The organism is Pedobacter nyackensis, from assembly GCF_032678475.1.
In the GTDB taxonomy this organism is placed as follows: domain Bacteria; phylum Bacteroidota; class Bacteroidia; order Sphingobacteriales; family Sphingobacteriaceae; genus Pedobacter; species Pedobacter nyackensis_A.
In genome coordinates this window covers 98,199-122,533 of record NZ_JAVTSF010000007.1, presented here as the reverse complement: position 1 = coordinate 122,533, position 24,335 = coordinate 98,199, and the positions used below count along the sequence as shown (strand labels likewise).

Below are 24,335 nucleotides of genomic sequence, written 5' to 3'. Positions count from 1 at the left end.
GGTCTGTTGATTGGTTGTTTGTTTAGTTGGAGTTTTTTCTGGTGCGCTGTCTGTTTCTTGTTTTAATTGTTTATTGGTGATTAATAATTGTTTATTGACTACAATCCACCCTCTGTAGGTGATCAATTATTAACAAGTACCTTAGACGAACCAAATGCTTCAAAAAAAAATCAAAAAATTTTTTATTGTAGAATAACCAAGAAGCCGGGGAGAAAAAGAGAGCGCCAAAACCCAAAAACAAAAAAACCGCCTTTAAAAATAAAGACGGTCGAATAAACTACAAATTTCTTACTTACAACTAAATACCTAGCATCCACCTCACATCAAAAGCATCAGTTACTTCAATTAGTTTTTGGTCATCATAGTTATTTACAAAAACATTTTTTTTATTAGACTCCAGCTTTTCAATAAGCTCTTTTCTATGATAGAAATTTTTACAGTACAAAAAAATAGATATATAATTCCCGAGCTTTCGTCCTTCGTTATGTACCAGGTCCGAACCGTGAATAATTATACTGTCTGAAACTAGCGATCCACTAACAACAGGCATTTCAGCATACCCCTCTATTTCTTTTTCAAAAGTTTCAAATTGCAATAGCCCACCAAAACAGCTTTGGTAAAAGCTAAGTGCCTTTTTACAATTTCCAGAAAATGTTATAAAGATCGCAGTCATTATTTTAACCGTTATGCTGTATTTTATTGTTATACAGATAAGAAACAGCCAGGATACCCAATACCGCCAGCGGCATTAACATGTATGCAATGTTCTTATCTACACAAGCATGACTGATGAATGCAAAGATTAAACTAAATGTGAGTCCTGCATAAGCCCATTCCTTTAGTTTAACTGGCATTTTAGGATAAGCAATAGTAAAAGTACCGAGTACTTTACATATGATAAGTACGTACGCAAAATAATCTGGGTAGCCTAAAGGTTTTGTACCAGCATTTACATACTCTGGTGCGAACAGCATAGTAGCAAGTGGCATTACACCCTCCCACAGTAGTATGATCACAGTTGCCACCCAAAAGATTACTTTATTCTTCTTCATGATATTAAAATAAGTAGAGTTGATTAATTAGTTGATTCAATATATTTCACAAAGTTGTTCAGAATAGCTTGCCATCCTTGTTTCTGAAATTCAGGATCATTCTCTGTTTCCGCATCAAATGTGGTTGTTATAGTGGTTTTACCATTTTTTTCAGCGAACAAAGTAGTGGCCTGCCTTCCATCTCCCATGGTGTACGTAATTTCTTTATGTAATTCCACTTTATCATAAACACCCTCAAAATCAAAACCGAAGCTACCGTCTCTGGCTTCCATTCTGTGCTTAAACTTACCACCTACTGTCAGATCATTTTCACTACTTGGACTATGCCAACTTGGGTCGGCAGCATTCCATTGCATAATTTCGCCTGGCGTATTCCACGCCTCCCAAACTCTTGCTACGGGAACATTGGTTACTGCTTCTACCGTAATTTTTGTTACTTGTGCCATTGTGATTTTTCGTTTGTTAAATTCTATAATTCAAAGTTACATTAAGATATAAAATCTGGTCTATTATAAAAATGACAACTTTAGGGGTAAATTATGACAAAACTATTTTCGTAGCTTAGTAGTCTAATCTTAAAATTGATATGCGAATTTCAGTCTTTGTACCTGAGTATGGGGTAATTGAAGCAATCACTCCCCCTTTTAGAAGCTTTCATACTGCCAATGATTTTTTAACCACATTTGGTAAAAAACCAATTTTTAAAGTAGAATATGTAGGTTTAAACGAGTACGTGCCAGCCAATAATGGAGAATACACGATTAAAACCGACAGATTACTCAAAGATGTTACTGAAACAGATTTACTGATTATACCACCTACCTTTGGCGATACCACCAAGGGAATACAGGCTAATGCAGAAGCAATACCTTATTTTAAAAAACTTTATGAAAACGGTTCAAGTCTTGCCAGCTTATGCATCGGTGCCTTTCTTTTAGCTGAAACTGGTCTCCTCAATGGCAAAAAATGCTCTACACATTGGGCCCATATTAGTGATTTTAGAGAAAGATATCCAGAGGTGGAAGTAGAAGATGGAGCGATCATAACAGAACACGATAATATTTATAGCAGTGGTGGGGCCAGTAGTTTATGGAATTTAATATTATACCTGATTGAAAAGTATGCTGATAGAGAAACAGCCGTGATGATTTCGAAATACTTTGCTTTAGATATCGGGAGAGATAGCCAATCCCAATTTGCTATATTCAAAGGCCAGAGAAACCATGGTGATGTCGAAATTAAAAAAGTACAGGATCATATTGAAAAGCACTATGAGGATAAAATAACGATAGAAACCTTAGCAAATTTAATTAATACGGGTCGCAGAACATTTGAACGAAGATTTAAAGAGGCAACCAACAATACTTCGATAGAGTATATACAAAGAGTAAGAATAGAAGCTGCCAAAAAATTCTTTGAAGCATCCAGAAAGAATATCTCAGAAATAATGTTTGATGTAGGCTATACGGACACCAAAGCATTTAGAGATACATTTAAAAAGATTACGGGGCTTACCCCAATTGAGTATAGAAATAAGTTTGCAAAGGTGGCATATGAAGTGTGATTTGGCATAAAAAAACCTGACTTAACATTTTAAGTCAGGTTGTACTCCAAAATATATCACTAACGATGGTTTTTAAAGAGGACATGAAAAAAATCGCTCGTCTTTATGATTTCCCAACCGATTTTTAAGACCATAAAGAGACTGTATCGAACTATTTAACATCTAACATATTATGATCACCTTACTATCGAAATCTGTACTTATCGAAGGATCCCTTCTAAACTGGCAATCATCTAGTTTTCCATGACCAATCTTGGTCTACATCGTACTCATACCCATCATCATCTCTTGTATAATGCTTGTCTTTAAACTGTTCCATTGCAGTTTTGAACTGAAGAATTATAAACACAGCATCACTATTCGAAGGTAGTGAATCAGCATCTAATATGTCAAGAAATTCTACAGTCGGTTCAGTCGACAAGATTTGCTTAATTTTTTCAAGCTTTTTATTGATCATACTTACTTTAAGCTTGTTCAGAAGTCCATCTGGCTTTTTATTGGAAAGATTTTTCACCTCTGTTAGATCAGCGATAATCATAGGAAACAACATTTGATACTGCTCTATGTCTTCTTGGCTTGGAGCTGAATTCGTCTTATTTTTCTTTGCCATGATTATTTAGCTAGATTTTTAGGTGCATGAGTTCTGGAATCTGAAATTTCTTTATCAATTACCCAATACCAATACTGGGGAAATTTCATTGCCTTAACAATGTTATCTACTCTTAATTTTTCAAAACAATTTAAATACTGTGTAAGCATCATTGCCACATCACTATTGGTCGGCATATCGTTTTCATCAAAAGTCGAAAAATCAGCAAAAGGCATGTATTCTTCTTCCAGCAGGATATTCGCTTCAGTCAGTATTTGATTGACGAATTTTAGCTTAAATTTGTTCAGCGCATCATTTTGCGATTTTTTTGACAGTGCACTAATCTCAATATACAAGCCTTCTAATTGTGCTTGCAATTTTTCAAACAGGTCTACTTCTTGTTGTGTCATCTTAAGAGGGTAAAAGTCTTGTAAATTCTAAATATTTCATTTTAATCACTTCATAAGGATCTCTATTCTTGCTTTCAAAGACCTCACACATCTGCTGTAATTCCGCATCTGTCAATACCAATATACAAACTCTCCTACTCGACCAAAGATCTATAATATTCTTTAAAACCTTCTTTGGAGTTGAATTTCTTGTAAGGATCACAGCAAATTTACCGAAATTATCATTTAGGTATCTATAAACTTGGTTGATGTGTTCTGGCAACAGCTCTTTTACGTTTTTCATTTCAAAAACTATCTGTTTACTGTTATAGGTCTCATACATCTCTTTGAAAAATACATGAGATTGATTATTATAGAATATCAGGTCACGAATTAAAACACCACTATCAGTCCGGCTCTGAACTTCTGCAAAATCTAAATGTGGATATAGCATTGTTGCAATCAAAGGGGCTATATTATTTTCGTATTCTTTATCTGCATTATCAGTCTTACCTGTTGCAAGCTTTAATATTGTAGATAGTTTTCTTTTTACTGACAATATTGGAAGCTGCTTAAAAAGTGGATCATTCTTGCAGTCGACCTGCTGTCTTTCTTTGATTTTAATATAGGTATCAACTAGATCATAATTCCTCCGGTTAAAATTTAAGATCTTTACCCGCTCTGATTTTAAGCCTTTGGCATCTATATCTTTTACATAATAGCCATTGAAGTAATCTTCATAATTTATAAAAGTTGAGAACCTAAGCCATCTTTTCGGAACAAATAAAACAGGAAATTTAGAGACAGGATTTACAGGAAGAAATACCTGCTCTTCTTCGAGTTTAAATGTTCTATTGTTAAATACTGTAACAGAACATTTTTCAATTGGGATACCGTACCTTTCTGCCTGGTCTATGGTATAGTCAATCAAAAAAGATTTAATAAGATTGGCAGAGATGTCACTTATTCTATCCTGAGCTATATTGTCAACAAATAGTTGAATTTCCTCAAAATGGGTAAATCCAGCGGAGGAAATTTGCGGAATATCTTTATATAACGACAATATTTCTATGGCTGTTTTTTCCCCTATTCGCTTCCCGATTCTAGTTTTAGAATTACCTAACCCAATCTCATTGCATTCTGAGGAATGAATCAATATTTTAAGCATTTCATCATTTCCCTTAAGGAACTGATTTCCTAAATAGTTGAAAGAATTTACCAAATTTAGGTGCAAACTGCTGTCCTGCTGAGAGGGAGATTTCCACATCAAAAATGGATCTATATACAATGGTAGATCCTCATTCAAGAAAGGGATTGCAAAGTCTACTTCCTCTTGGGTAAAATGCTTTCCATAAAAATCACTTATCCTCGGACGTATTATTAAATCTGTCATTAAATATTTTAAGTTTTGTACGTTAATTTTAAATAAAAAGCCGCTTAAGACATAGGGAAAAATGTCATCAACCGCCCGTTTGCATCAATTTTAAGTGTGTAATAGTTACCATTGAAGTAATACCCTTGATCACCATACTTATTATAATTTTTACCGCTTGATAATGCGGCTTCAATCTCCCCCTGCAAACTTTCCAACACCATACATAGCAATCTCCTAATGTCCTTAAAGGAATACTGAAAATGGGTACCATTGTATGTTGACATATTTATAAAATGATCAACATAATGACGACCATATATATGAACAAAGCGTTCTTCATCCCAATACACGGGATGTTGGGTTTTATGCTCAGATAATGTTTCATTAGTAAAGGCCAAAAATGCCCCACGGGTTTGCCTATATGCATCAGGAAAGTCCAACTTAAATTTCTCAAATCTTTTATTACTGATACTCAAGTCACGTTTTAGAAGTTCCTCTCTCCTATCGGCTCGGCTCTTAAAAAGTTTATTGAGGTGGTTTTTCTGCTGTTGATCAAGCAGTTGTTTTTCATACCCATAGCTATAGAAATGAATTAACACATCTTCCTTCAAACCGGGTCCCGAGTCCTCATAAAGAAATTTCAGTTTAATAGCCTCTGGGACTTCCTCTCCCATAATTAACTCATTGGTATAATATCTTATCAATTCGTGATCTAGGATCTTGGTTTTATCACGAAACTTCCAAGATGTAATCAGATTTTGAGTTTTAGGCAAATCGAAGCTATCTGATTCAAAAGGTATAACAATCGTATTAGGTATTTCTTTTATGCCAGGCTTTTGGTATACAACTTCATTTGGATCACCTAGAAAAGTCAATATAGAACTTATATCGCTTGCTAAAAAACCCTCTGTTTTCAACTGTTTATTAACTGCTTGATTTTTACTGCTTGAGTTTAGCAAAACTACCCCATCAGTTCGTTCATGGTCCTCAACTGAAATTCTCTGTGTCAGGTCATTTCTTTGTTTACGCCCGTAAATAATCTTTCCGTTTACAGATTCACCATATTTACCAAAGGCATCACTATTCCGATAAAACTCTACTGAAACAAACTTATCATACTGGCCAGCTTGACAAAATAAATCTTCAACAGAGAAATTAAGCTTTTCCTTCTGTCTTTTTTGAATTTCCGCCAATACCTGTTCAGCCCAGGCAGATGAATTTAATAAATATCCTGCCAGCTCTTTGAATTTTTCCGACTTAAGATCTTCTTCCTTTTCCATTTGAGCAGTAAAATCCTTTACGTTTTCTTCTGCAATTGTATAAAGCAGTTGAAGATTTTTAATATCATAACTTGAAAAATCCATATCTGGTTAGTTTTTACAAACTTAAGGGTAAAATACAAGAAAGCCAATTGCTCTTAAATCAACCTCAAAGAAGAAGTAAGTTCTGGGCTGAAATAAATTTCAGAGTCCCTATAGCACAACATATTTTGTATTTTAGGTGTTAAAAATCAAGCTGAATATGAAATGATTAAGCCTTCCTTTTAATATCAACAACATGCAAAAACAAATACTCGAAGAAATTAAAGAAATTAAAGCAGCAATCGCTGCTCTTGCAGGTACCTCTGACCTGCCTCAACAAGAACAACTATCAAAATCAGTATTAGATAAAGCAGCCAAAGAATTTAAAAAACTAAACACAATGAACGATCAGTGGGTTAGTGAGAATGAGCTTCATAAATATTTTAGGGGCTGCTATCACAATACCGGTAAAATTATTCGGGAGGACTTTAAATTTTCGAATTACTTTAAACATAGCTATACATATTATTACAATAAAGCCGCAATACAAGACCTCGCTAAAGCCCTGAAAGCCCGCAATGTAAACCTAAAAAGGTATAAAGAATTAAGAGAGGATCAGGAAAATTTTAAGAAAAGAATTGCTGCAGCAGCGCTAAACAAAAAAAACAGCAAGGGTAAAAAGGATTACCATCTACCGGATTACCTGCGAGATATTATGACCTCCGAATATCCAAAGCCATCTATTGATCAGGTTAAAGAAGACCTTAAAAATATACAGGAAGAATTTTTCAACTTTAAACTGGCTGATTACATAGACATCTATAGCGGCAATCATGCTATGGTAAAATAAGAATATCATTATGAAAAATACATCAATAACGAAATTAAACTACGTTGTAAAAGATGGTGTGAGCGTTTCAATTACGCTAATACAGCACTGGAATTGCTAAGTCAGAAAAAAGCCAATTTTATACCATTGAAAGAAGATGATATGTTCGAATTATGAGACGATACGCCTTCTCCTGACCTCAATTTTTAAAACCTCTGATTCCAGGTACATTGCCTTTTTACGTCCTTTAACCAGTTGAGGTTTTACAATACCTTGCTCCACCGCTTTCAAAAACACGGCATTACTCGCCCCTGTTATTTTCAACGCTCCCTCTTTAGTTAAGAGTTGATCCTGCTGTAAGGCAATCTTAAGTTCTTCTTTAATCATTGCACGAACTTTATCCATGAACTCGTCAACGGTAATAGATTGAAGTAAAATGGTTTCCATAACATTTAAAATTTAATGATACAATTTACAACAAAAACCAGGGAGGCCAACTATATCTCCAGGCTGCTATTTTCTTTTAAGTAATTCACCACTTAACCTTCTAATTAAAAATAGATTAGTACCACAAAACTTAAAACCAATTTTAATGAACGTTGAACTAATTACTAAAGAAGACCTTAATCAATTAAAAAAAGAACTGATCCAGGAACTGACTGAACTCATTGGGAAGAACACCATGCCAACCAAGAAATGGCTTAGAAGCGTTGAAGTCCGAAAAATGCTTTCCATATCTTCCGGCACCTTACAAAATTTCCGGATCAATGGCAGTATTAAGTACTCCAAAGTTGGCGGAATATTTTATTATGACGCAGACGATATTTCAAAAATGATGTCTCAATTAAACTGACGAGTTTATCTATTATGAAACAGGAAATCATAAAACGCTTTCTTACTAAGGCCAGCAATGAAAATACAATTGAACGCTCCCACATCTGTTTGTTTCTGGCTATATATCATCAATGGCAAAATCATGGATTTGTTAACCCCATTCGTATTTCCAGATCAAAGCTAATGAGCACATCAAAAATCAAAGCATTCGCCACTTATCATAAATGTATCCGGGATTTGGTGGAATTGGATTTTATCAAATACGAACCCTCCTATCATCCAATTGGAAGTTTAATTTACTGGACAGCGCATATTATGCAGCCTGATCCCTTGCCTACTCATAAAAACTTAGATGTGATTAATGATCACCTATCAGACTGTTAAAATGCACTTAAGGCAGCCCCAAAAAAAAGGTCTATTCCAAAGCTGGGATAGACCTCAATAGTCCTTATAGTGCGATATAAGAAGTAATTTACAACCAGTTAATCTTTCAGACCGGGCGGTTTGTTCTTGCCTTTATACGTCTGCTGTACTGCCTGAACATAAACGTTCACTAAGATAATTACCTCCTGTATAGTTAAATCAGTTTCCCCTGCTCCATTTTCAAAATAGCTCGTCGGTTCTGATAAGCCAATGTCAGTTTTCAGCAGTTGAAATTTCGGGTAACCTGCAGCCGGATTAGGGAAAAGCAATTGCAGGATCACTCCATCATATTCCGCAACGGCGGTATCAAAAAGATCAATGTCCGAGGTCATTTCTTCAAACTGTACCATGACCTGAAAGTTGATCTGTGCTAAGGCTAATTTCGCCAGCTCTGTTCTAAAACTCATAACTTCTGTCCTTTCATAAATTCATAAAATGCCTGTACTGTTTCATCGGTCAGCCTGCCATAAAAGCCATATCTTTCCAGTGCATCAAAATAATCTGCACAACAAGCCATAATAAACAGGTCTTTTGCTCCCTGCAGACTTTCAGCGAGGTACATTCTTTCTCTCAAATACGATTTCTGTTTAATGACCGTTAGCAAGGCTAAAAAAAGTGTTTCCATTGTTTTTCCATTTAAGCACTTAGCGACTGTTTAATTTTCAACTGGTTAAGCTTAGTATAAATGTCTTTCCAATAGATTTTGCGTCTGTGAGCAAAAATTTCCAGTTCCTCTCTCGGCTGATCGTGCAGATAACTTATATACATAGCCACTTGAAAAATTGCTTCTTTTAAGTCGGTCACCTCCAAGAGATTCCCGTCTAAATCTGTAATGTAGTGAACCATAACCGCAGAGATTTAACATTTATAAATCCGCTCTATCTTGCGTTGCAACAAGATATCAAGCACTTCAAATTCATTGGTATAATGCTTGCCTTCAAACTCATATTTGTCCGCTTGTTCAAAGTAATTGAATAGTGTAAAATCATCCGGTTCCAGATAAACATCCCAAAGTGTCCCCCCTTTATAGATTGCTACACCATATATGCCCATGGCCAGTTCCTGATAATTATAGACAAAGCAAGCACCATAATGATTAGCCACAGCAATCATCACAGTAATATTGGGTGACCATTTGGTCAGGTAAAACAATTCGTCATTTTCCCAGTCAATCTCAAAAAGATAACCGTGCTTGTTAGAACAGAACTGAGGCAATTGCCCTCTAAAATATAATATTTCTCGCTCCGCCATTTCCAAAAACAAGACACGTATTTTTTCCATAACGGTTCCATCTGCTTCAAACGTTACCGTATTTAAGCACCAATTTGCCATAACATGATTATTAAAATGAATGATTTGGGGGCATTGCCCCCAATTTAGTTTAAGACACCTGCCCCAGTTTTAGCATAGGCCGTGCAGAGGTCAAAAGCAGTCTGACCCCGTTGTAAGCCCGTACCGTACAAAATACTTTTAAACTTGCTCTCCCCGTCCTTGTAATTCCGAACATTCTGATAATAGCCGGTAACCGCATTATATGCGCCATACAGCGTACCTTTTGTGGTTAAATCCTGCTGGGTAGGGCTGGTAAAAGCGTAGCTGGTCACTGCATCAACCACATTGTTATAAACTGTAGAAAATTCCCCGGTTTTACCCTGCTTCAGGTTCTGCAAGGTTTCCGGATTTGGTGCCATTGCCATTTGCACCAATCTTTTCACCTGCTCATCTGTAATTCGGATTTTTGACCATTGATTAAACACCTGTTCCAGTTCATTTGCCAGCAAATTGCTCAATCCCATTAAACGGTGCGCCTGTTTCAATCTTTCGGTGGCACTAGAGGTATGCCGGATTTTAATACAGTTGGTATGATTTTTCATTGCAGCATTTAAAGTATTTTGGCATACAATGCGAACAGGTGTAAAAGCAGCGGTAATACTCCCATAACCATCGTGCGAAGTACTTAGGAAAATATACTTTTCTATACAGTCATTTCTGCCCACACGGATATAATCAGGCAACTTTGCTGTGATAAAAATACGTTCCCCTTTACCCAATGCGCCCGCTGTTTCATACAAAATCCCATCTTTTCCCCCTACAATACTATCAAAGAAAGAAAAAGCTTCCATGTTCTGGACAATCTGATAATCCTTCCCCACTACACCCAAAACATCTTCGGTATCTTCCCGCACATTCGCATAAAAATCCGGCACTAAAATACCCGCAGTCACCTCATCGAAATAATCATCTGCATCGGGGTCTTTAAAAGTCACCAAATTGGGTTTATCCACCGTAAATAAAGGCCGCCTTTCTACCGTGTAATCTAATCCCGCATGCCGGATTGCTTCCCCACTGGTTGGGTAATCTTCAATAATCTGACCCAATCCGTGCCATGCTTTTTGTTTCACGCTGAAAAAACTATGCTTTTCAGTGTGACTATTGTAATTAATATCATGTGCCATCACTTAAAAATTTAAAGAGTTAAAAGATTTTTAGCTTTAGGTTTGCGCACTCTGGACACCAAAATTTCAGTTTCCAGAATATTCACATTTGCCGTATCGGTTAAACTTAATTTGGAATAGTTCTCAACCTCCCCCACGATCTCGGCAATACTGGTATGGTCGGCGTGGACTACCACCCGAACCATCATGTAAATGGTTTCGTATTTCATCATGATTAGTATAAATGAGTAAGCAATGCCCCTGCTAGCCCAGCAGAGGCATCAAAACACTAAGCAGGTAAAAAGATTTCCCCCTCGATCTCCGCCAACCTGTCCACACAAAGCGTATGGATAAACTCCGCTACCTTTTTGATAATCACAGGATTTTTAGTCACAAATTCCCTGCGCTTATCATCCTCAATCGTTAGCTCACAACCCTGAAAATGATTGCTATCTGTTTCCTCCGCATCATTTTGCTGCGCCACCTCAAACTCACCCAAATTATCAATCGTATCAATCAACTTATCCCTTTGAATCTTACGGCGGTGCAACTGCTCCACCAATTTCAAAGTACTTTCCAAATTCAAAGCAGGTTTCTGCGTAGCCAGTTGATCCCTCAACTCCGCTTTAGACGATTCGGACTTTATAACCGCATTTTCTTTTTTATCAGCATTAACATTCTCCACTTTAGATGCTTCCTGCGGTTTAACCTCTGCTTTAACCTCAAAAGACTTGTTAGATACAATACCAGTACTTGCCGCCCCTACCGGACTTTGAGAAACTTGACCAGCTATAGCGTTAGTTTTTCCAGATTCGATTATTGTAGTTTTCATAATGTTGTTTTTTAAAATGATTAAATGAGAAATAAGAACTACCCCAAAAGGGGCGAAATCATACAGGCGCATCATCTTCGGGATGCAATCCCTGCCTTTAGGTGCTGTGGGTGGGCCTCTGCCAATTTGTGTTTTCATGGGATTTTGCCTTTAAAAAATCCAGTCGGCCGGAGCCTCCTGTTTTTTGATACCACCCCGCACCTGAATGCAATCCCTTTTTCAAGGCAAGACTTTGCGAAAAAAAATACAACCCGAGCGTAGCGAGGTGTGGAGATTTTTTTTCAGCAAACCCCGAAGGGGCACCGGTCTTGACGGAAAAGGGATTGTTCAGAAATTTGTAACCAAAAGACCCGAGAGGCCATTTTTCCCTGACTTAAAAAAGCCATAGCACCCCCTTATCCTTAAATGCAGCGCAAAAACACCAGCCCAAAAATCTAAACGAAAACCAACAGCCTAAAAGCCATACATCCTGCGGGCAATCTCAACAGCCGCCAAAACAGAACACGATTTGGCAACACCCATACCTTTAAAAAGCTTCAACCGGTCGGCATCCAAAAAAGCCAACCTGCTCGGCTCATCACCAATAGACCCCATAATCTGCTTACCCAAATCAACCGCCGTCAAATCCGAAGCACCAGAACCTATTAGCAGTGCCAACAGTTCAGCATCAGACAAAACATAAGCACCACGGGCAAGCAATTTCTCCCTCGGCCGAAGATCAGGCTCCATCCCCTTAATGCCTTTCTGGTGCTGAATTCGCGCTTCACGCAACTCATGCACATTAACCTCCTTTTGATCCTTATCAATCACACTCTTAAAAAGCGAAGCAAAAGCCTGGATTAAAAAATGGAAGTCCTCCTCAAAAATCACCACCTGAGAACGCACATAAGACTGATCAGGTTGCTGATCACTGCGCGCAATACGGATGTAATTACTATTATTTTCCGCTACCTTAAAATCAAGGAAATAATGCATGTTCCTATTAGAAAAAGTTTCTGTAGCCAACGTGTTATTTTTCATAGTCATAAGAATTAGTACGCCACAAAATTGAAACAGCAAATGGTCATCATTCGGTATTATTTACACTTACTTGATCAGTTAAAACACTACCCGATAAAAACTTACATTACCCGATCCAAAAAACAATTACCCGATCTCAAAAACTTTTACGAGCTAAATAGAGTTATATGCTAAACCTTTAAGTCAAATAATGAAAGAAGAGTTGAAAGTTAATAAATGTGAATTCTGCGGGATCACATTTCCACTAGGAAGCCGTAATGACAAACGATTTTGTGGGGATACGTGCAGGAACAGCTTCAATAAAAAAAAGAAAGCCGAAGGAAAACTACCCGTTCATAAAAACAAATCAGAGATCCTTAAGATCATCAAAAGGAATTATGAGTTTCTTAGAAAGCATGCACCACAGGAAAGTGAGGATGAATATACCTATGTAGAAATTGAGCGTCTGAAAGATTGGAAAGAGTTTAACCCAAAATTTTATACCAATGTAAAATTAATAAATAACCGTCCATGGTACTTCTGCTTTGATCTGGGATTTTCAATAAGTGATAGTATTATTGAATTCATTAATATACCAGAACAAGCCAACATTCTCGATCTTAAAAAATAAATTGGCATTAAAAGCACTAACTTGTTTCCTTAATTTACCGGTCAATTTAAGTTATCGAAGCATTAATTTTAAGGAATGAACAAAATTGAAACATTAGAAAAATACATATCTGATTTTTTTTCTACTCGTTATGAAGACATAAATTACTTCTACAAAACAACCCATCAGAATAGACAACATGAAATATACAAGCTAAAGAAGGGAACCCGTTTAATGGATTTCGTAATTAGCATACATAGTAATATAGAGGATAATTTGTACGCAGAACGTTTAATTCCTCACAAATTCGTAACACCTGAACGTCTGTTTAACTTCCTTGCCAATTTTAAAACCTACTTAAATGACCATCAGCATCTTATTGACATAAATAATGTAGATGAAGATACTGACTTTGTTATTGTAAAAATTCAGGAAATTAAAGATGATCTCGTACAGATGATCGACTATGTCAAACAGGTATATGAAATGGAGGATGTCTTAATCCCCTATCAGGAATTAAGATATTATCTAGTTACGAAAAATGTTCCAAAATTTATTGACATATTGAAAAGTATTCTGGCTTCTGTATCTTATGCAATAACTAAAGTTCATGAAGGATATTTTCATTCAAATGTCCATTTAATTTTAAAATTATTGGGCTTTGAGATCATTTCTGAAGAACTAACAAACAATGGTAGAATTGATGCAGTCATTCGGTTTATGGATATAATATACATTATTGAATTTAAATTTGAGGATAGTTTAGATAAGAGCAAAGTCGCTTTACAGCAGATAAAAAATAAAGCCTATGCTGAAAAGTTTATTATCGAACATAAAGAAATAACTGGTATCGGTATAAGCTTTGATAAAACCAGTAAAAATATTAATGGATTCATTTACGAAAAGCTTGCATAAAACTTAGATTCTATCCATTTATAATAAAAAAGCCGGCAAAAATACCGGCAAATTCTATTTCTTAGTTGTAGAAGGCTGAGGAGCTATCGTATCAGACTTCTCTCTCCTGACCGGAGACGGTGGTGGTTGTGGTGGTGGTGTTTGATTTTGTTTACTCATATTTTTACACTTTAAATTTTACTTTGATTTCTGGACAGGTCTTGGTAAGGATTTATCTGAACCAGCTGATCTTTCTTGCCTTACAGGACTGGGACGCGGAGGAGGTGGTGGTGGACTTGTTTTTTTGGCCATATTAAAGAGATTTAAGATAACATATAAAAATTAAAAGTACTAGTCCTATGCTTAAAGAAATACAAATCGAAAGACGTGCGTAAAAAAGTGCATCTGCACGGGAATCATTAACAGGCGTATTGTTATTATTGCATTCAAGATACCAAGTTACCACTCTATCCTTTAGACTATCAAGCAGACTCGCCTCATATTTGTTTTTATTATATTCTTCATGATATTTTTCCAATGCTTTAAAATCATTTTCGACAACGGTTTTGCTATCCGGAAAAGTACAGTAAGCGCGCTTATAACCAAAGTATACTTTAAACAATAAGACCATGGTTATGACACTGCTTAAAAATAGCAAAACAAGCAATATCCACTTCGTTATTGTCAGGGGGCATGAAAGTATCTTTAAAGAAGCATCAGTGGATACAAAGTAAATTCCCGCAAACAGTGCAGTCAGCAAAGTTATGGGGATATTCAACGAATTATCAAAGTCTGATTTTCTACGCATTTCATGCTCATACTTATCCTTTAATAAACCAATTAAATAATCCTTACTTGTTTCCATTAAAGGATAAATTTACTCAATAATTAACTAACTAAAATGTTTAGTTTTTAACATCTAGACAATTTTCAGGGTTACACATAAAAACATCTGCTCCTCTCCTCATTACTACAGCCGATGAAATTAATCGAGTGTCATTTCTAACGATTAGTATTTAACATGTTTATTAAACTCTTCAATTGTAGTATATCTAGATTTGTAGTAAACTGGTTTTCCAAGAAAAATATTATTGACAACACGACCGGTTTCTGTAAGTCGATAGCCGGGTTGATATACGACTCTGTACTTTTCTGCAGTAATTCCCTTGCCAGGATTTTTCACATCGAATATATGAAAAGACTGTCTTGCTAATCCAAGGGTCTCAAATACGCTATTTGTTGGAAATCCTGGCAATGAGATCCAGTCATTTTGAAGGGTTTCCAAGTTAGCTAGATACATGCTATCTAACATAGTGCCCAAACGAAGATAGAATTCTAGCGTAATTTGACCTTCTGCAAGATATCGATAGGCCTTAGCTAAGTAATAAGCTTTTATATCATCGTCCAGCCGATCGATAATATTAAGTATCTTTTTGCCAAACTTAGCTCCGTAAATAGGATCATTCGTTATTCTCTCTATAACTTTAAGTCTTAGCTCTGGTGATATAGTTGCAATTTCTGTTAAATAGCGTATCACTTTTTCCATAAAAAAATGATCTCGAACGCTATTGTAAGTTTTTATCGATTTAGATATAAAGGAGATTATCGGCAGTGAATCACCTGTTTCAACAAGTTGATCTAACGTAACATCTCCAAGATCCGCAACCATTTCTGTCAATTTATCATTAGCTAAGCTTTCTTCTAGTGATTGCCCAAGTCGGGATATATCATACATATTGTTTGTTTTGCTATTACGAAGATATGTAAGATTGGAAAGAAAGCTGCAAAAAAACCTGACCACAAAGTGATCAGGTTCCATAATTCCCAAAACAACAGTTATCCTATTTACTGTTCTTACGTTCAGTTACCTCTTTACGGATTTCACCAGCCAACACCTTTAAATCCTGCATTCCTTTACGGATTCTGGTACCTGCAGCACCGTTAGCTTTGTTGTAGAATTTGTCCGCATCAGCCTCAATAGAAGCGACAAGCTGCTTAACTTTTTCAAACTTTTCCATTCAATTACTTTTTTGCTTTTTTATACTTGGTTAGTTAATTTCAGAAAACTAAGCTAATACAATTTAAATTACCTGCCAATACCCATTTCCTCGGATTTTTCAGCCTCCTTAGCTTGGTCTTTTTTCGGAAAGATCTCCGCTACACGATTCAATTCAGGAGCCAGTTTAGCTTCAAACTGCTCCCTTTTTTCCATCCTGCCATCCAGGTTATAAAAGTTCATTTTACTATACCTTGGCGAAGCTTCCAACAGCACCTTCAAAGACTGTCCATCTTTTTCTACCGTAACCAGCGGCGTAAAACCATTCTCCAGCTTACGTTCCAGTTCCTCCCTTTTAGCCGGGTCCTGCAACTCCTTGATTTTATACTCATCGAGCACCTTACTCAAAATAAAACCATACTCCGGAACACGGTATTGCTGCAAATCAAAATTCCCAGACCTGCCCACTCCCTTATCCATATCCAGTTTCACCCAAGCAGCATACACCAAACCCGTCTTAAAATTTACCAGATCATCGCGAAACACAGAATGCCCCTGGATCATCTGAGCGGATTGTGGCACAGTAAAACCCTTACCCTTCTCCGGCCAAACCGTCTGAGTAACGAATTTCCCGTAATAAGTTCCCCTGTATTCACGGTTCACATAATTCACCTTACCCTCATCCATACTGGCAATAGTCACCTTATCCTGCGCATTCTTACCCACCGCCAGTTCCACTTTTGGCCCACGTTTCTGGAACAGTTCAATAGCTTCAGTAATATTATCCAGGTGTTTTATATTATTTTTCTCCTCACCTGGGGTAAACACCATATAACGATGCCCTTCAAGTAAAGGCTTACCCACATTATGGGCAACCGTATACCTATTCAGGTAAAAATTATCAGAATTCCTACCCTTTTGAAAATGATACACCACATCTACCTGCCCTTTAATTGCAGGATGCGCTTCATTCACGCGAAATGCAGGTAAGCCACTACGCATCATCTCCTCCATTTTCACAATAGCAGCATCAGAAGCCTTAAGCGCCGCCATTTCTTCTTTCCTGTCTTCCAGGTTATTCAAATTCAACGTCATAATAAATTGATTAGGTTAATAATTAAGAACCAAGACCAAAGGATTGATCCTGTTGATTATTTTTTGATTGATTTTGGGAAACATCAAGCTGATTTCCCCGCTCCTTTTCCTTAGCTTGCCTGCTGCCCAGAAACATTTCATCCAGGCCTATTACATTTTGATCAACATCCCGGATCAAAATTCCTTTTGTACCCGGACTTGCTTCAATAAACACCGGCTGATCCATCGGATGCCTGCCGCTTACCTTCACCTGATGCCCCTGGTTAAGTTGAGAAATCACATCAGCAGCAGTTACCCTGTAAATCCCCGTTTCAGCCGCCAACTTATCCAGATGAGCACTAAGATCATAACCATAATCAGCGCCAAACAAATTCAAACGGAATTCACCATAATCCTGCCCCCTTGCTACCTGAAGCCACTGATTTTCCGCTAAACCGGGGTGCTTGTCAGGATAGAGATATACCGGACGTTGCTGAAGCAGGTTTCCAATCTGAGCCCTGTTCAAATTAAACTCCCGGTCAATACGAATACTGACATGGTACATCGGATCAGCTGATCCATAAATACTCGCATCCATTCCCATCAGCTCATATTGTCCCTTTCCGTTCAGCTGCAAATCCTGAATTAAGGTTACTGTACGAGAACCATCAAGCTGGCCTGCTACGGGAATAGAAATTTTCTCCCGCTGATAATCCAGGTAATAATCCAGTTTAGCAGCAAAGACATCCAGTCCACGGGAGTCAAATGCCTTTTTAAGCCTGAAAAGGTTACCACTGACCAATTCCTGATGAGCTTTAAGGTGAGCCGGGCAATCTAACACAGCAACCTTTAAGCGGTGCAAGGCTCTCAAAGCCCTATTAGGATAAAGTTGCTTTTGCAGTTTATCACAGATTACCCGGATCATTTCCCGGTAAGCGGTCTCATTACGAAGTGGGTTTTCAGACAATCGGTAATACCCCTCGCGCAAAAAGTCATATTTTTGCCGGGTGATATCTACCGGATGTTCATCGGTCATTTCCCCTATCTTTCCCAATTCCTTTTCCCGAAGTTCCCAATGCTCCCATAATGCTTTAGCCCTATTTACTTTATATTCCATCTTATCGGGTTTGATTCTGATTATTCCTAAGCAAAACTTCCTCCCCAGCCTTTAAACTCACTTTAACGCGCCTAAGCTTCTTTGAAAGTAAACCCTTCGCTGCATCAATACCCGCCCCGGCCACTTGTGTTACCAAAGACTGCTCAAAACCGCCCAGCCCGATTGAACTGCTGGCATCAACTGTCCCGCTGTTCAAAGCATCAGTCAGCATCGCTTCAGGTGCATTCAACCCCTCCATTCCGTCCAGACTATAAACAGACAGGCTGGCCGGAACAATAGAATTCCCAATACGGATATTCCTGATATCCACCATCAGCCGCTGGTTTGTGATCCTGCATACCCCAAATACCTGATGTCCTTTTGGGATCAATTGCCCGCCTAACCGCACGCTATCCTGTAAACACAATTCAACACTCGCCCCATGCACAATTTTCCCTTTATTGACCACAACCGCAGGAATAGCCTTAAACAAACTATCCGGGCTACCACCAGCTAAAGTGCGCTTTGACAACCTTTCCTTAACCAGTTCAGGATGCTGGATATCAATAATCTGCTGTAACATACCGCCCAGCTGCTGCATCTCGGGGTCCTCCTCCTTTTTATCCTGCATAGATCTCATCAACATCTCCAGGCGATCCACATCGCTTCTCATATTCACATTCTGTACCTGTTGAAACCTATCCTTAACTGGAGCCGCATTTTCTATCGGCCTTGCCAGTTCCTGATTCAATACCATGAGCCTTTGATTGATCCGGTCCTCCTGCGGGCCGGTCCTGTTACTGGAGAGATTAAAACCTTGCATAGATTCATTAAAACCAGTACCAGTTACCGAACTGGTATCCTTACCAGCCCTTTCATAGAAGCCCAGTTTACTGGCAGGTTCTTGCTTTTCCAGCTTCGCATCCGGCAAACTGGTATTAATCCCCTGCGGTAAAGTTTCCTTATCGGAAGAAAACTGCCCCCCCGCCCCTTTGATTGCAAAAAATGCCAGCAGCGGACAAAACACCAGTAAAGGCAATACCAGTAGCAACCGCTTTTTCCTTTTGTCTTTTAAACTTGTTTCCATATTGAATTGATTTTAGTAACTAAAGAATTGATGAGACCAGCAGAAAAACCAGGTAACTACCCGATATCAGGCAAAAGGCAAATAATGCAAAGCACCTGCTTTTAAATGAAAGCTTACTTGCTTTACGGTTCAGATAATACGCCCATTTACGCTGCCTGGTTAAAATACCAGCTGTTATTTTTTCAGCCAGAATAGCGGCAAACCCAACCTGCTCTTGCCTGACACGCTTTTTAAATAATCTCATAGCCCTAAGGATTTACAGGTTCATCCCTATTTTCCACGATCTCCCAGCGCTGGATCAGAAAACCATGCGGATTATCATCACTCTGCTGCTGGAGCAAACGAACCTGACCGCGGGTTACCAGTCTTCGATAAGTAACTCCGCTACTGCGCACCAGTTTTTGCCTGGCAAAGCACATAAAACCAAAAGGTTCAGAATCCAGATCCAGTTTAGTGCTGTCCACTTCGATCTGCTGAGAGATATTCGCTGAAATCAGGTTATTATAAAACCCCTGTTCCCGGAGATTATCATAAGCCCTTTTTGCACTTTCATCCGCCAGGTATAAAGCTTTCCCAATAGTTACCTGGATGGCCTTATCATCAGGAGAAAGTGTAAAAAAGTACTGATGAAAGGTCTTGATGTGGTCCCGGAGTTCCACTGGTAGATTACTCTTTCTTTCTGAAGCAAAAGCATGTAAAACTTTCCCGTTATAAAGGATGTAAACCCGTTGTGCCTGTTCCCTGCTGACCTTAGCAAACAGGAAAAGTCCAAAGCATACCACCAGCACATTCCCGGCAAGAAACAGATAGCTGAATAGCTTGATGTGCCTGAAAGCCGTATCTATATTTTTGAATTGACTGAACATAAAATGAATTTTAAATGGTTACTTACCCGATAATTTATCCTTGAAATAATCTGAACCGGCAGCTTCAGCCATGCCGTGTAACAGGTTTCTGCGCGCATCATCAAAGCGGTCTACGATCATTCCCGCTCCTTGCCTTGCGCCAGCGTAACTCTTAGTCCCGACATGCTGGCTCATCGCACTTCCCCCGGACACCATAGAATTTACTTTAGTCAGGATAGAATTTCCACCACCCGCGTGTACCACATAATTTGCTACCGTTGGTACGCAGCAATACCCAGCGATGCCAATAATTAAAAAAATGAGATAAGCTAAATCAGTACTGGAAAAGAAAGTATCCCCCTGACTGGCCACTTCAGCGATATCCAGCTTAATCATATTCTGCTGGATCTTACCTAAAATGGCACCGAAGATATTGGCAATAGGCAACCACAAAAAGATATTGATGTACCGCGCAATCCAGACCGAAAGCGTATGCTGCAAACCATCAAACACCGAAAATCCCAAAACCAGCGGCCCAAGTACAGCAAGCACAATCAGAAAGAACACCCGCAGGGTATTGATACACAACGCCGCAGACTGATAAAGCACCTGCAAAATCTCACTCATAAACTGCTTAAAAGAATGCCGCATCTTATAATCCTGCCGGTCAGCCCAAAAGCGGATATCATTACCAATCCCCTCTAAAAAATTCTCATCCTGCCCCTGGGGGTCTTTCGGGTGCGTATATTTATACCACTCCTTGCGGTCTCCATCACCATCAGCCCCCACATACAACTTATATTTGATCGACTTTTTCAGCTCCCTTTCCTTATGTAAAAGCAAAGCCTTAATCGCCTTATCCGAATCCCTGACCATTCCTTGCGTTCCGATCACACTCACCTGCAATACCCCATTAAATACAGCCATCACCGCCGGAAAAAGCACAATCGCAAGACCAATCGCAAATGGACGCATCAGCGGATAAAAATCAATCGGTTCAGCCGCTGCTATCTGCCGCCAAACCCTGTTTGCGATATACCATAGCGCGCCAAACCCCGCGATCGCCCGACCAGCGCCAATCAGCCCACTGCAAAGGGGCAACATCTCACTGTACACCCTGTCCAGCACACTTTGCAATCCGGCGATCTCTCCGGCCAAGACGCTCCCACCGCCCTGAGCAAATGCCAATTGGGGAAAAACAAGGGCAGTTACAAGCAAATACAAAACCTTAAATAATCTTTTCATACCAAAGCAATTACTCCAGACTATAAATACCCCTGATCGCCTCTATCTCCAAACGCTCCTTCTCCCGCTGTTTATTCAATAGCAACCCCTGCTCATTGAAATAGCGTAAAAACGCCAGCTTTTCTTCAGTCGAAGCAAAGATCCTGTCAATAGCTGCTAACCGCTCCTGGTCATTCATCCTTAGCTTACTGGAAGTAATCACCATCGCCAGCTCATCCAGGTTATCCACGCTCTGATCAAACAACTGCTTGTACACCCTGCCCAAGTATTCCAATTCCCCAACCCCGAAATTGCCCGACCTTTGAAACCGCTGATATGCCCGCTTATACTCTCTGATCAAAGCCTTCTGGTAATCAATAATATCAATCACCCTACGGTATTTTTTCACCTCGGGACTCACCAGCAGCAGCCCGTCTAAAAAGAACTCGTGCAGCGAAAAATTCCCCTGGGAGATGTTCTTAATGGTATTATAACCACCCATCACCACAGTATATCCCTTTTTCATATCAGCCAGGATATTCTTTAACTGGCTTAATTTCTCCACGTTCAGCAGCAATTGCTGCACCTCGGTACTTTGCGCCCGAACAGAAGCACCTAAACCCAGCATCGGCGGCAATAGCGCCGCAAACAGTATTTTATTTATCGTTTTCATAAAGCTTTTTTAAATAATTAATTGATTCCTGATCTTTCATTCCCGAAGCAATCAGCAGTTTCACCTGCACTGAAAAATCCAAAGCAAAACTGTACTTATCCATCATCGAGAGATAAACCTTATCCAATCTTTCCAACCTTTCCAAATCATTCATTTCCACTTTTCCCGCAGTTACCACCAGCAGCAACTCCTCCAGGTCTTTAAAGCATTCATCCAGCAAATGAGCTTTTACATCCTGCAGATACAGCTGACTGGAGACCGGTAGCTTATCCCTTTCACCGATATCAAAAGCACGCATTACCCCCAGCTGACAGGCGATAGTCTCCGCTACCTTACTATTACTGCGCACAAACGGGCTTACCTTTTTAAGCGAAGAGATAAAAGCATTGTGAAGAGAGAATTCCCCGTTAGTAATATCACGAACAGTCCTCAATCCCGATCCCACCATCTCATAACCTTTTTTAGCATAGCCCAAATACACTTTCAAAGCCGCAATCTGCTGTAACAGGTACCGTTTCTGCGTTTTCTTTTGCTTAAAAAACTCTCCGAAAGTTTGAGCAGCCCCCGATAGCGGAAAACCACAAACCAGTAGCCCTGCAGCAAACAGGCACATCACTTTATTTTTTATAATTTTATATTCAACCATTCGTTAAAGTTTAAATGAATTAAAGCCCAAGCCCATGAAAGCATTCAGTTCAGCCACCGTAATCCATGTAAATGATTTCCGCAGTTCCCTTGATTACTATACTAAGGTCCTGGGCTTCACATTTGATTTTGAATTCGGCCAGTATGCGGGCCTGTTTATAGACGAAGTCTTCGTGCACATCAGCGGCGCAGAAAATCCCGGACGAAAAAAACCTGCCGGTAGCGCGCACCTTTGCATAGACATAGACCATGTAGATGACTATTACCAGCGGCTAAGCGCAAACGGGGCTATCATCTCAGTAACCCTGGAAGACCGCGTATACGGCATGAGGGACTTTGCCGTAGATGATCCTGACGGCAATACCCTGGTATTCGGCAGCACCATCGCCCATGAAATACTTTAATTCCCGACCCCATAGATTTCCTTTAAAACAGCTACCTCATCCAGCGACTTCGCCCGCTGCAAAGAAGTCTGGATATTACCAGAATTAAAGCGCTTCAGCGCCCCGTAATTCTCATCCATCTGATCGGCCGCCTGGGAAATCAACTCCAGTCTCGCCGCATCACTCATCTGGGTCTTAAAGGAATTAATCACCAGAAAGATCTGGTCCAGATTCTTGATACTTTCTTCCAGAATACCCGAATAGACCTTCTCCATGTAATCCAGTTCCTCACCTGAGAAATGCTTGTCCTTTTTAAACAGTCCCCATGCCCACTTATACTCATCCACAATCGCCACCTGTTTCTGGGTCAGCTCTTTGATCCGCTTGAAATAAGTCAGATAAGATTTAATCTCCCACAGCTCATTGTAATAGTTCTTATAAAGCTCCTTCTGCCGGTTAGTCCAGTCCGCAATCTCCCCAAGCTTTAACTTCGACATCTGATTCTCTAAAACCTTCTGCGCATTCTGCAACCAGATCGTCTGGTTCTGCAAACGCTGAATCTTCAGATCCACTGCCTTAATTACTTTCTTAACTCCCGCCTTAATGACCTCCACAACCGCGATCTGAGCCGTCGCCCCTTTGGGTACAGCCACCATCAAGGTCATGGTACTCAATGGCAGAATGACCATGTACTTCTTCATAACTTTTGTTATTTTCTTTTTTAAAAAGCCAAGGCATGGCCATACCCTGGCTGGGTTAGAGATATGCATATCCAAAAAATTGATTATTTTTACTTGATTTTTTTATACACCCGGCTACTCACCCGAAGTAATCCAGAATCCGGAAAAAAGCTGAGCACTTTACCATACCTGCTTTCATTGATCACCCCAGTCCCAGCATCATAAACCCCGCTCCAGGTTTCCCGCTCATACTCCCGCTTTCCGAGCTCTCTGCGCTCTCCATCCACCATGCGGTTAAACCCCGTACTGCGAATAATCTGGTAATTACGACCATCCACTAGCCTTACCACCAGCGTATCATCCGCAATACTATATTCACCTTTAGAATGATTCACATACACTCCCGGAATAAAATCCTCCGTCTTTTTCTGCTGACAAGCCAGACTAAAAAGCAACAGCCACAGCAATAGATAAACACTTGTTTTCATCACACAAAATTTAATAGG

At 39.1% G+C, this 24,335-nt stretch carries 36 protein-coding genes; 7 read left to right on the top strand and 29 right to left on the bottom strand.

Translation table 11 applies throughout. From position 1 onward, the window contains the following. Positions 1-298: 298 nt before the first annotated feature. Genes R2Q84_RS20425 through R2Q84_RS20415 form a run of 3 tightly spaced genes read right to left on the bottom strand, consistent with a single transcriptional unit; the run spans position 299 to position 1,498 of the window. Positions 299-673 (bottom strand): glyoxalase, encoded by a 375-nt coding sequence (locus R2Q84_RS20425; protein ID WP_316818455.1) that lies wholly within the window; start codon positions 671-673, stop codon positions 299-301. A 4-nt stretch (positions 674-677) separates the two neighbouring features. After that, positions 678-1,052, bottom strand: coding sequence for a DoxX family protein (locus tag R2Q84_RS20420; RefSeq protein WP_316818454.1), 375 nt, complete (start codon positions 1,050-1,052; stop codon positions 678-680). A 23-nt stretch (positions 1,053-1,075) separates the two neighbouring features. Next, complete coding sequence (locus R2Q84_RS20415) at positions 1,076-1,498, bottom strand: SRPBCC family protein (protein WP_316818453.1); 423 nt, start codon at positions 1,496-1,498, stop codon at positions 1,076-1,078. A gap of 140 nt (positions 1,499-1,638) precedes the next feature. Between R2Q84_RS20415 and R2Q84_RS20410 the strand changes: the two genes are divergently transcribed. Further along, entirely contained in the window at positions 1,639-2,616 is a 978-nt protein-coding gene (locus tag R2Q84_RS20410; protein ID WP_316818452.1) for a GlxA family transcriptional regulator, read from the top strand. Positions 2,617-2,845: 229 nt separating this feature from the next. Here R2Q84_RS20410 and R2Q84_RS20405 read toward each other — a convergent pair whose 3' ends face one another. From R2Q84_RS20405 to R2Q84_RS20390, 4 genes are read right to left on the bottom strand one after another with little or no spacing between them, the layout of a single operon-like run. Beyond that, positions 2,846-3,226, bottom strand: a complete 381-nt coding sequence (locus R2Q84_RS20405) for a hypothetical protein (RefSeq protein WP_316818451.1) — start codon at positions 3,224-3,226, stop codon at positions 2,846-2,848. Between the two features lie 2 nt (positions 3,227-3,228). Next, positions 3,229-3,615 (bottom strand): hypothetical protein, encoded by a 387-nt coding sequence (locus R2Q84_RS20400; protein WP_316818450.1) that lies wholly within the window; start codon positions 3,613-3,615, stop codon positions 3,229-3,231. A 1-nt stretch (position 3,616) separates the two neighbouring features. Then, complete coding sequence (locus R2Q84_RS20395; RefSeq protein ID WP_316818449.1) at positions 3,617-4,987, bottom strand: hypothetical protein; 1,371 nt, start codon at positions 4,985-4,987, stop codon at positions 3,617-3,619. Positions 4,988-5,031: 44 nt separating this feature from the next. Next, complete coding sequence (locus R2Q84_RS20390) at positions 5,032-6,333, bottom strand: hypothetical protein (protein ID WP_316818448.1); 1,302 nt, start codon at positions 6,331-6,333, stop codon at positions 5,032-5,034. A 193-nt stretch (positions 6,334-6,526) separates the two neighbouring features. Between R2Q84_RS20390 and R2Q84_RS20385 the strand changes: the two genes are divergently transcribed. Then, on the top strand, positions 6,527-7,120 hold the full coding sequence (locus tag R2Q84_RS20385; protein ID WP_316818447.1) for a hypothetical protein: 594 nt from the start codon (positions 6,527-6,529) through the stop codon (positions 7,118-7,120). A gap of 150 nt (positions 7,121-7,270) precedes the next feature. Here the strand turns inward: R2Q84_RS20385 and R2Q84_RS20380 are convergent, their stop codons facing one another. Continuing rightward, complete coding sequence (locus tag R2Q84_RS20380) at positions 7,271-7,546, bottom strand: hypothetical protein (RefSeq protein WP_316818446.1); 276 nt, start codon at positions 7,544-7,546, stop codon at positions 7,271-7,273. Between the two features lie 145 nt (positions 7,547-7,691). Here R2Q84_RS20380 and R2Q84_RS20375 point away from each other — a divergent pair, with 145 nt between their 5' ends. Continuing rightward, a complete protein-coding gene (locus R2Q84_RS20375; protein ID WP_316818445.1) occupies positions 7,692-7,952 on the top strand; it encodes a helix-turn-helix domain-containing protein in 261 nt (86 codons plus the stop codon). A 14-nt stretch (positions 7,953-7,966) separates the two neighbouring features. Then, complete coding sequence (locus tag R2Q84_RS20370; protein WP_316818444.1) at positions 7,967-8,317, top strand: hypothetical protein; 351 nt, start codon at positions 7,967-7,969, stop codon at positions 8,315-8,317. A 98-nt stretch (positions 8,318-8,415) separates the two neighbouring features. On the opposite strand, the gene R2Q84_RS20365 is transcribed toward R2Q84_RS20370, so the two are convergent. The 8 genes from R2Q84_RS20365 to R2Q84_RS20330 form a co-directional block, all read right to left on the bottom strand. Then, a complete protein-coding gene (locus R2Q84_RS20365) occupies positions 8,416-8,763 on the bottom strand; it encodes a hypothetical protein (RefSeq protein ID WP_316818443.1) in 348 nt (115 codons plus the stop codon). Next, entirely contained in the window at positions 8,760-8,981 is a 222-nt protein-coding gene (locus R2Q84_RS20360; protein ID WP_316818442.1) for a hypothetical protein, read from the bottom strand. The genes R2Q84_RS20365 and R2Q84_RS20360 overlap by 4 nt, the downstream gene beginning before the upstream one ends. Before the next feature lie 11 nt (positions 8,982-8,992). After that, entirely contained in the window at positions 8,993-9,202 is a 210-nt protein-coding gene (locus R2Q84_RS20355) for a hypothetical protein (protein WP_316818441.1), read from the bottom strand. Positions 9,203-9,214: 12 nt separating this feature from the next. Further along, complete coding sequence (locus tag R2Q84_RS20350; RefSeq protein WP_316818440.1) at positions 9,215-9,688, bottom strand: hypothetical protein; 474 nt, start codon at positions 9,686-9,688, stop codon at positions 9,215-9,217. A 44-nt stretch (positions 9,689-9,732) separates the two neighbouring features. Then, complete coding sequence (locus tag R2Q84_RS20345) at positions 9,733-10,812, bottom strand: DUF932 domain-containing protein (protein WP_316818439.1); 1,080 nt, start codon at positions 10,810-10,812, stop codon at positions 9,733-9,735. Positions 10,813-10,823: 11 nt separating this feature from the next. Further along, complete coding sequence (locus R2Q84_RS20340; protein WP_316818438.1) at positions 10,824-11,024, bottom strand: hypothetical protein; 201 nt, start codon at positions 11,022-11,024, stop codon at positions 10,824-10,826. Between the two features lie 56 nt (positions 11,025-11,080). Beyond that, positions 11,081-11,761, bottom strand: a complete 681-nt coding sequence (locus tag R2Q84_RS20335) for a hypothetical protein (RefSeq protein ID WP_316818437.1) — start codon at positions 11,759-11,761, stop codon at positions 11,081-11,083. A 315-nt stretch (positions 11,762-12,076) separates the two neighbouring features. Further along, on the bottom strand, positions 12,077-12,643 hold the full coding sequence (locus R2Q84_RS20330) for a UPF0758 domain-containing protein (RefSeq protein WP_316818436.1): 567 nt from the start codon (positions 12,641-12,643) through the stop codon (positions 12,077-12,079). Between the two features lie 190 nt (positions 12,644-12,833). Here R2Q84_RS20330 and R2Q84_RS20325 point away from each other — a divergent pair, with 190 nt between their 5' ends. Both R2Q84_RS20325 and R2Q84_RS20320 read left to right on the top strand, forming a co-directional pair. Next, complete coding sequence (locus R2Q84_RS20325; RefSeq protein WP_316818435.1) at positions 12,834-13,253, top strand: hypothetical protein; 420 nt, start codon at positions 12,834-12,836, stop codon at positions 13,251-13,253. Between the two features lie 75 nt (positions 13,254-13,328). After that, positions 13,329-14,147, top strand: coding sequence for a PD-(D/E)XK nuclease domain-containing protein (locus R2Q84_RS20320; RefSeq protein ID WP_316818434.1), 819 nt, complete (start codon positions 13,329-13,331; stop codon positions 14,145-14,147). 292 nt (positions 14,148-14,439) lie between these two features. Here the strand turns inward: R2Q84_RS20320 and R2Q84_RS20315 are convergent, their stop codons facing one another. The 11 genes from R2Q84_RS20315 to R2Q84_RS20265 form a co-directional block, all read right to left on the bottom strand. Next, positions 14,440-14,991 carry a hypothetical protein gene (locus tag R2Q84_RS20315; protein WP_316818433.1) on the bottom strand — a complete coding sequence of 184 codons (552 nt, stop codon included), beginning with the start codon at positions 14,989-14,991 and terminating at the stop codon, positions 14,440-14,442. A 144-nt stretch (positions 14,992-15,135) separates the two neighbouring features. Continuing rightward, positions 15,136-15,861, bottom strand: a complete 726-nt coding sequence (locus R2Q84_RS20310) for a hypothetical protein (protein ID WP_316818432.1) — start codon at positions 15,859-15,861, stop codon at positions 15,136-15,138. Positions 15,862-15,967: 106 nt separating this feature from the next. Further along, entirely contained in the window at positions 15,968-16,144 is a 177-nt protein-coding gene (locus tag R2Q84_RS20305) for a histone H1 (protein WP_316818431.1), read from the bottom strand. 68 nt (positions 16,145-16,212) lie between these two features. Next, positions 16,213-17,217 carry a hypothetical protein gene (locus R2Q84_RS20300; RefSeq protein WP_316818430.1) on the bottom strand — a complete coding sequence of 335 codons (1,005 nt, stop codon included), beginning with the start codon at positions 17,215-17,217 and terminating at the stop codon, positions 16,213-16,215. Positions 17,218-17,239: 22 nt separating this feature from the next. Beyond that, positions 17,240-18,313, bottom strand: coding sequence for a hypothetical protein (locus tag R2Q84_RS20295; protein ID WP_316818429.1), 1,074 nt, complete (start codon positions 18,311-18,313; stop codon positions 17,240-17,242). 1 nt (position 18,314) lies between these two features. Then, the gene (gene traM / locus R2Q84_RS20290; RefSeq protein WP_316818428.1) at positions 18,315-19,379 is read right to left on the bottom strand and encodes a conjugative transposon protein TraM; all 1,065 of its coding nucleotides are present in this window, start codon (positions 19,377-19,379) and stop codon (positions 18,315-18,317) included. 19 nt (positions 19,380-19,398) lie between these two features. Beyond that, positions 19,399-19,623: a hypothetical protein gene (locus tag R2Q84_RS20285; protein WP_316818427.1), complete on the bottom strand. Its 225-nt coding sequence runs from the start codon at positions 19,621-19,623 to the stop codon at positions 19,399-19,401. Between the two features lie 4 nt (positions 19,624-19,627). Next, positions 19,628-20,245, bottom strand: coding sequence for a conjugative transposon protein TraK (traK, locus tag R2Q84_RS20280; RefSeq protein ID WP_316818426.1), 618 nt, complete (start codon positions 20,243-20,245; stop codon positions 19,628-19,630). 18 nt (positions 20,246-20,263) lie between these two features. Further along, positions 20,264-21,382 carry a conjugative transposon protein TraJ gene (traJ, locus tag R2Q84_RS20275; protein WP_316818425.1) on the bottom strand — a complete coding sequence of 373 codons (1,119 nt, stop codon included), beginning with the start codon at positions 21,380-21,382 and terminating at the stop codon, positions 20,264-20,266. Between the two features lie 97 nt (positions 21,383-21,479). Further along, positions 21,480-22,121, bottom strand: a complete 642-nt coding sequence (locus R2Q84_RS20270) for a TerB family tellurite resistance protein (RefSeq protein WP_316818424.1) — start codon at positions 22,119-22,121, stop codon at positions 21,480-21,482. Beyond that, positions 22,105-22,767 (bottom strand): hypothetical protein, encoded by a 663-nt coding sequence (locus tag R2Q84_RS20265; protein WP_316818423.1) that lies wholly within the window; start codon positions 22,765-22,767, stop codon positions 22,105-22,107. The genes R2Q84_RS20270 and R2Q84_RS20265 overlap by 17 nt, the downstream gene beginning before the upstream one ends. Before the next feature lie 34 nt (positions 22,768-22,801). On the opposite strand from R2Q84_RS20265, the gene R2Q84_RS20260 reads away from it, so the two are divergent. After that, the gene (locus R2Q84_RS20260; protein WP_316818422.1) at positions 22,802-23,170 is read left to right on the top strand and encodes a VOC family protein; all 369 of its coding nucleotides are present in this window, start codon (positions 22,802-22,804) and stop codon (positions 23,168-23,170) included. Here the strand turns inward: R2Q84_RS20260 and R2Q84_RS20255 are convergent. Further along, positions 23,167-23,850, bottom strand: coding sequence for a conjugal transfer protein TraI (locus R2Q84_RS20255; RefSeq protein ID WP_316818421.1), 684 nt, complete (start codon positions 23,848-23,850; stop codon positions 23,167-23,169). The genes R2Q84_RS20260 and R2Q84_RS20255 overlap by 4 nt on opposite strands. 89 nt (positions 23,851-23,939) lie before the next feature. Next, positions 23,940-24,317, bottom strand: coding sequence for a hypothetical protein (locus R2Q84_RS20250; protein ID WP_316818420.1), 378 nt, complete (start codon positions 24,315-24,317; stop codon positions 23,940-23,942). Positions 24,318-24,335 lie beyond the last annotated feature (18 nt).

Excerpts from the sequence above, each read along its gene's own strand:
- R2Q84_RS20390 (WP_316818448.1), bottom strand. The coding sequence starts at position 6,333 with ATGGATTTTTCAAGTTATGATATTAAAAATCTTCAACTGCTTTATACA.
- R2Q84_RS20420 (WP_316818454.1), bottom strand. The coding sequence starts at position 1,052 with ATGAAGAAGAATAAAGTAATCTTTTGGGTGGCAACTGTGATCATACTA.
- traK (WP_316818426.1), bottom strand. The coding sequence starts at position 20,245 with ATGTTCAGTCAATTCAAAAATATAGATACGGCTTTCAGGCACATCAAG.
- R2Q84_RS20305 (WP_316818431.1), bottom strand. The coding sequence starts at position 16,144 with ATGGAAAAGTTTGAAAAAGTTAAGCAGCTTGTCGCTTCTATTGAGGCT.
- R2Q84_RS20265 (WP_316818423.1), bottom strand. The coding sequence starts at position 22,767 with ATGGTTGAATATAAAATTATAAAAAATAAAGTGATGTGCCTGTTTGCT.
- R2Q84_RS20410 (WP_316818452.1), top strand. The coding sequence starts at position 1,639 with ATGCGAATTTCAGTCTTTGTACCTGAGTATGGGGTAATTGAAGCAATC.
- R2Q84_RS20250 (WP_316818420.1), bottom strand. The coding sequence starts at position 24,317 with ATGAAAACAAGTGTTTATCTATTGCTGTGGCTGTTGCTTTTTAGTCTG.
- R2Q84_RS20300 (WP_316818430.1), bottom strand. The coding sequence starts at position 17,217 with ATGACGTTGAATTTGAATAACCTGGAAGACAGGAAAGAAGAAATGGCG.
- R2Q84_RS20335 (WP_316818437.1), bottom strand. The coding sequence starts at position 11,761 with ATGAAAACACAAATTGGCAGAGGCCCACCCACAGCACCTAAAGGCAGG.
- R2Q84_RS20255 (WP_316818421.1), bottom strand. The coding sequence starts at position 23,850 with ATGAAGAAGTACATGGTCATTCTGCCATTGAGTACCATGACCTTGATG.
- R2Q84_RS20415 (WP_316818453.1), bottom strand. The coding sequence starts at position 1,498 with ATGGCACAAGTAACAAAAATTACGGTAGAAGCAGTAACCAATGTTCCC.
- R2Q84_RS20380 (WP_316818446.1), bottom strand. The coding sequence starts at position 7,546 with ATGGAAACCATTTTACTTCAATCTATTACCGTTGACGAGTTCATGGAT.
- traM (WP_316818428.1), bottom strand. The coding sequence starts at position 19,379 with ATGGAAACAAGTTTAAAAGACAAAAGGAAAAAGCGGTTGCTACTGGTA.
- R2Q84_RS20365 (WP_316818443.1), bottom strand. The coding sequence starts at position 8,763 with ATGAGTTTTAGAACAGAGCTGGCGAAATTAGCCTTAGCACAGATCAAC.
- R2Q84_RS20405 (WP_316818451.1), bottom strand. The coding sequence starts at position 3,226 with ATGGCAAAGAAAAATAAGACGAATTCAGCTCCAAGCCAAGAAGACATA.
- R2Q84_RS20310 (WP_316818432.1), bottom strand. The coding sequence starts at position 15,861 with ATGTATGATATATCCCGACTTGGGCAATCACTAGAAGAAAGCTTAGCT.
- R2Q84_RS20285 (WP_316818427.1), bottom strand. The coding sequence starts at position 19,623 with ATGAGATTATTTAAAAAGCGTGTCAGGCAAGAGCAGGTTGGGTTTGCC.
- R2Q84_RS20320 (WP_316818434.1), top strand. The coding sequence starts at position 13,329 with ATGAACAAAATTGAAACATTAGAAAAATACATATCTGATTTTTTTTCT.
- R2Q84_RS20295 (WP_316818429.1), bottom strand. The coding sequence starts at position 18,313 with ATGGAATATAAAGTAAATAGGGCTAAAGCATTATGGGAGCATTGGGAA.
- R2Q84_RS20315 (WP_316818433.1), bottom strand. The coding sequence starts at position 14,991 with ATGGAAACAAGTAAGGATTATTTAATTGGTTTATTAAAGGATAAGTAT.
- R2Q84_RS20425 (WP_316818455.1), bottom strand. The coding sequence starts at position 673 with ATGACTGCGATCTTTATAACATTTTCTGGAAATTGTAAAAAGGCACTT.
- R2Q84_RS20375 (WP_316818445.1), top strand. The coding sequence starts at position 7,692 with ATGAACGTTGAACTAATTACTAAAGAAGACCTTAATCAATTAAAAAAA.
- R2Q84_RS20350 (WP_316818440.1), bottom strand. The coding sequence starts at position 9,688 with ATGGCAAATTGGTGCTTAAATACGGTAACGTTTGAAGCAGATGGAACC.
- R2Q84_RS20355 (WP_316818441.1), bottom strand. The coding sequence starts at position 9,202 with ATGGTTCACTACATTACAGATTTAGACGGGAATCTCTTGGAGGTGACC.
- R2Q84_RS20385 (WP_316818447.1), top strand. The coding sequence starts at position 6,527 with ATGCAAAAACAAATACTCGAAGAAATTAAAGAAATTAAAGCAGCAATC.
- R2Q84_RS20325 (WP_316818435.1), top strand. The coding sequence starts at position 12,834 with ATGAAAGAAGAGTTGAAAGTTAATAAATGTGAATTCTGCGGGATCACA.
- R2Q84_RS20260 (WP_316818422.1), top strand. The coding sequence starts at position 22,802 with ATGAAAGCATTCAGTTCAGCCACCGTAATCCATGTAAATGATTTCCGC.
- R2Q84_RS20345 (WP_316818439.1), bottom strand. The coding sequence starts at position 10,812 with ATGGCACATGATATTAATTACAATAGTCACACTGAAAAGCATAGTTTT.
- R2Q84_RS20370 (WP_316818444.1), top strand. The coding sequence starts at position 7,967 with ATGAAACAGGAAATCATAAAACGCTTTCTTACTAAGGCCAGCAATGAA.
- R2Q84_RS20400 (WP_316818450.1), bottom strand. The coding sequence starts at position 3,615 with ATGACACAACAAGAAGTAGACCTGTTTGAAAAATTGCAAGCACAATTA.
- R2Q84_RS20360 (WP_316818442.1), bottom strand. The coding sequence starts at position 8,981 with ATGGAAACACTTTTTTTAGCCTTGCTAACGGTCATTAAACAGAAATCG.
- R2Q84_RS20395 (WP_316818449.1), bottom strand. The coding sequence starts at position 4,987 with ATGACAGATTTAATAATACGTCCGAGGATAAGTGATTTTTATGGAAAG.
- R2Q84_RS20340 (WP_316818438.1), bottom strand. The coding sequence starts at position 11,024 with ATGATGAAATACGAAACCATTTACATGATGGTTCGGGTGGTAGTCCAC.
- R2Q84_RS20330 (WP_316818436.1), bottom strand. The coding sequence starts at position 12,643 with ATGAAAAATAACACGTTGGCTACAGAAACTTTTTCTAATAGGAACATG.
- R2Q84_RS20270 (WP_316818424.1), bottom strand. The coding sequence starts at position 22,121 with ATGAAAACGATAAATAAAATACTGTTTGCGGCGCTATTGCCGCCGATG.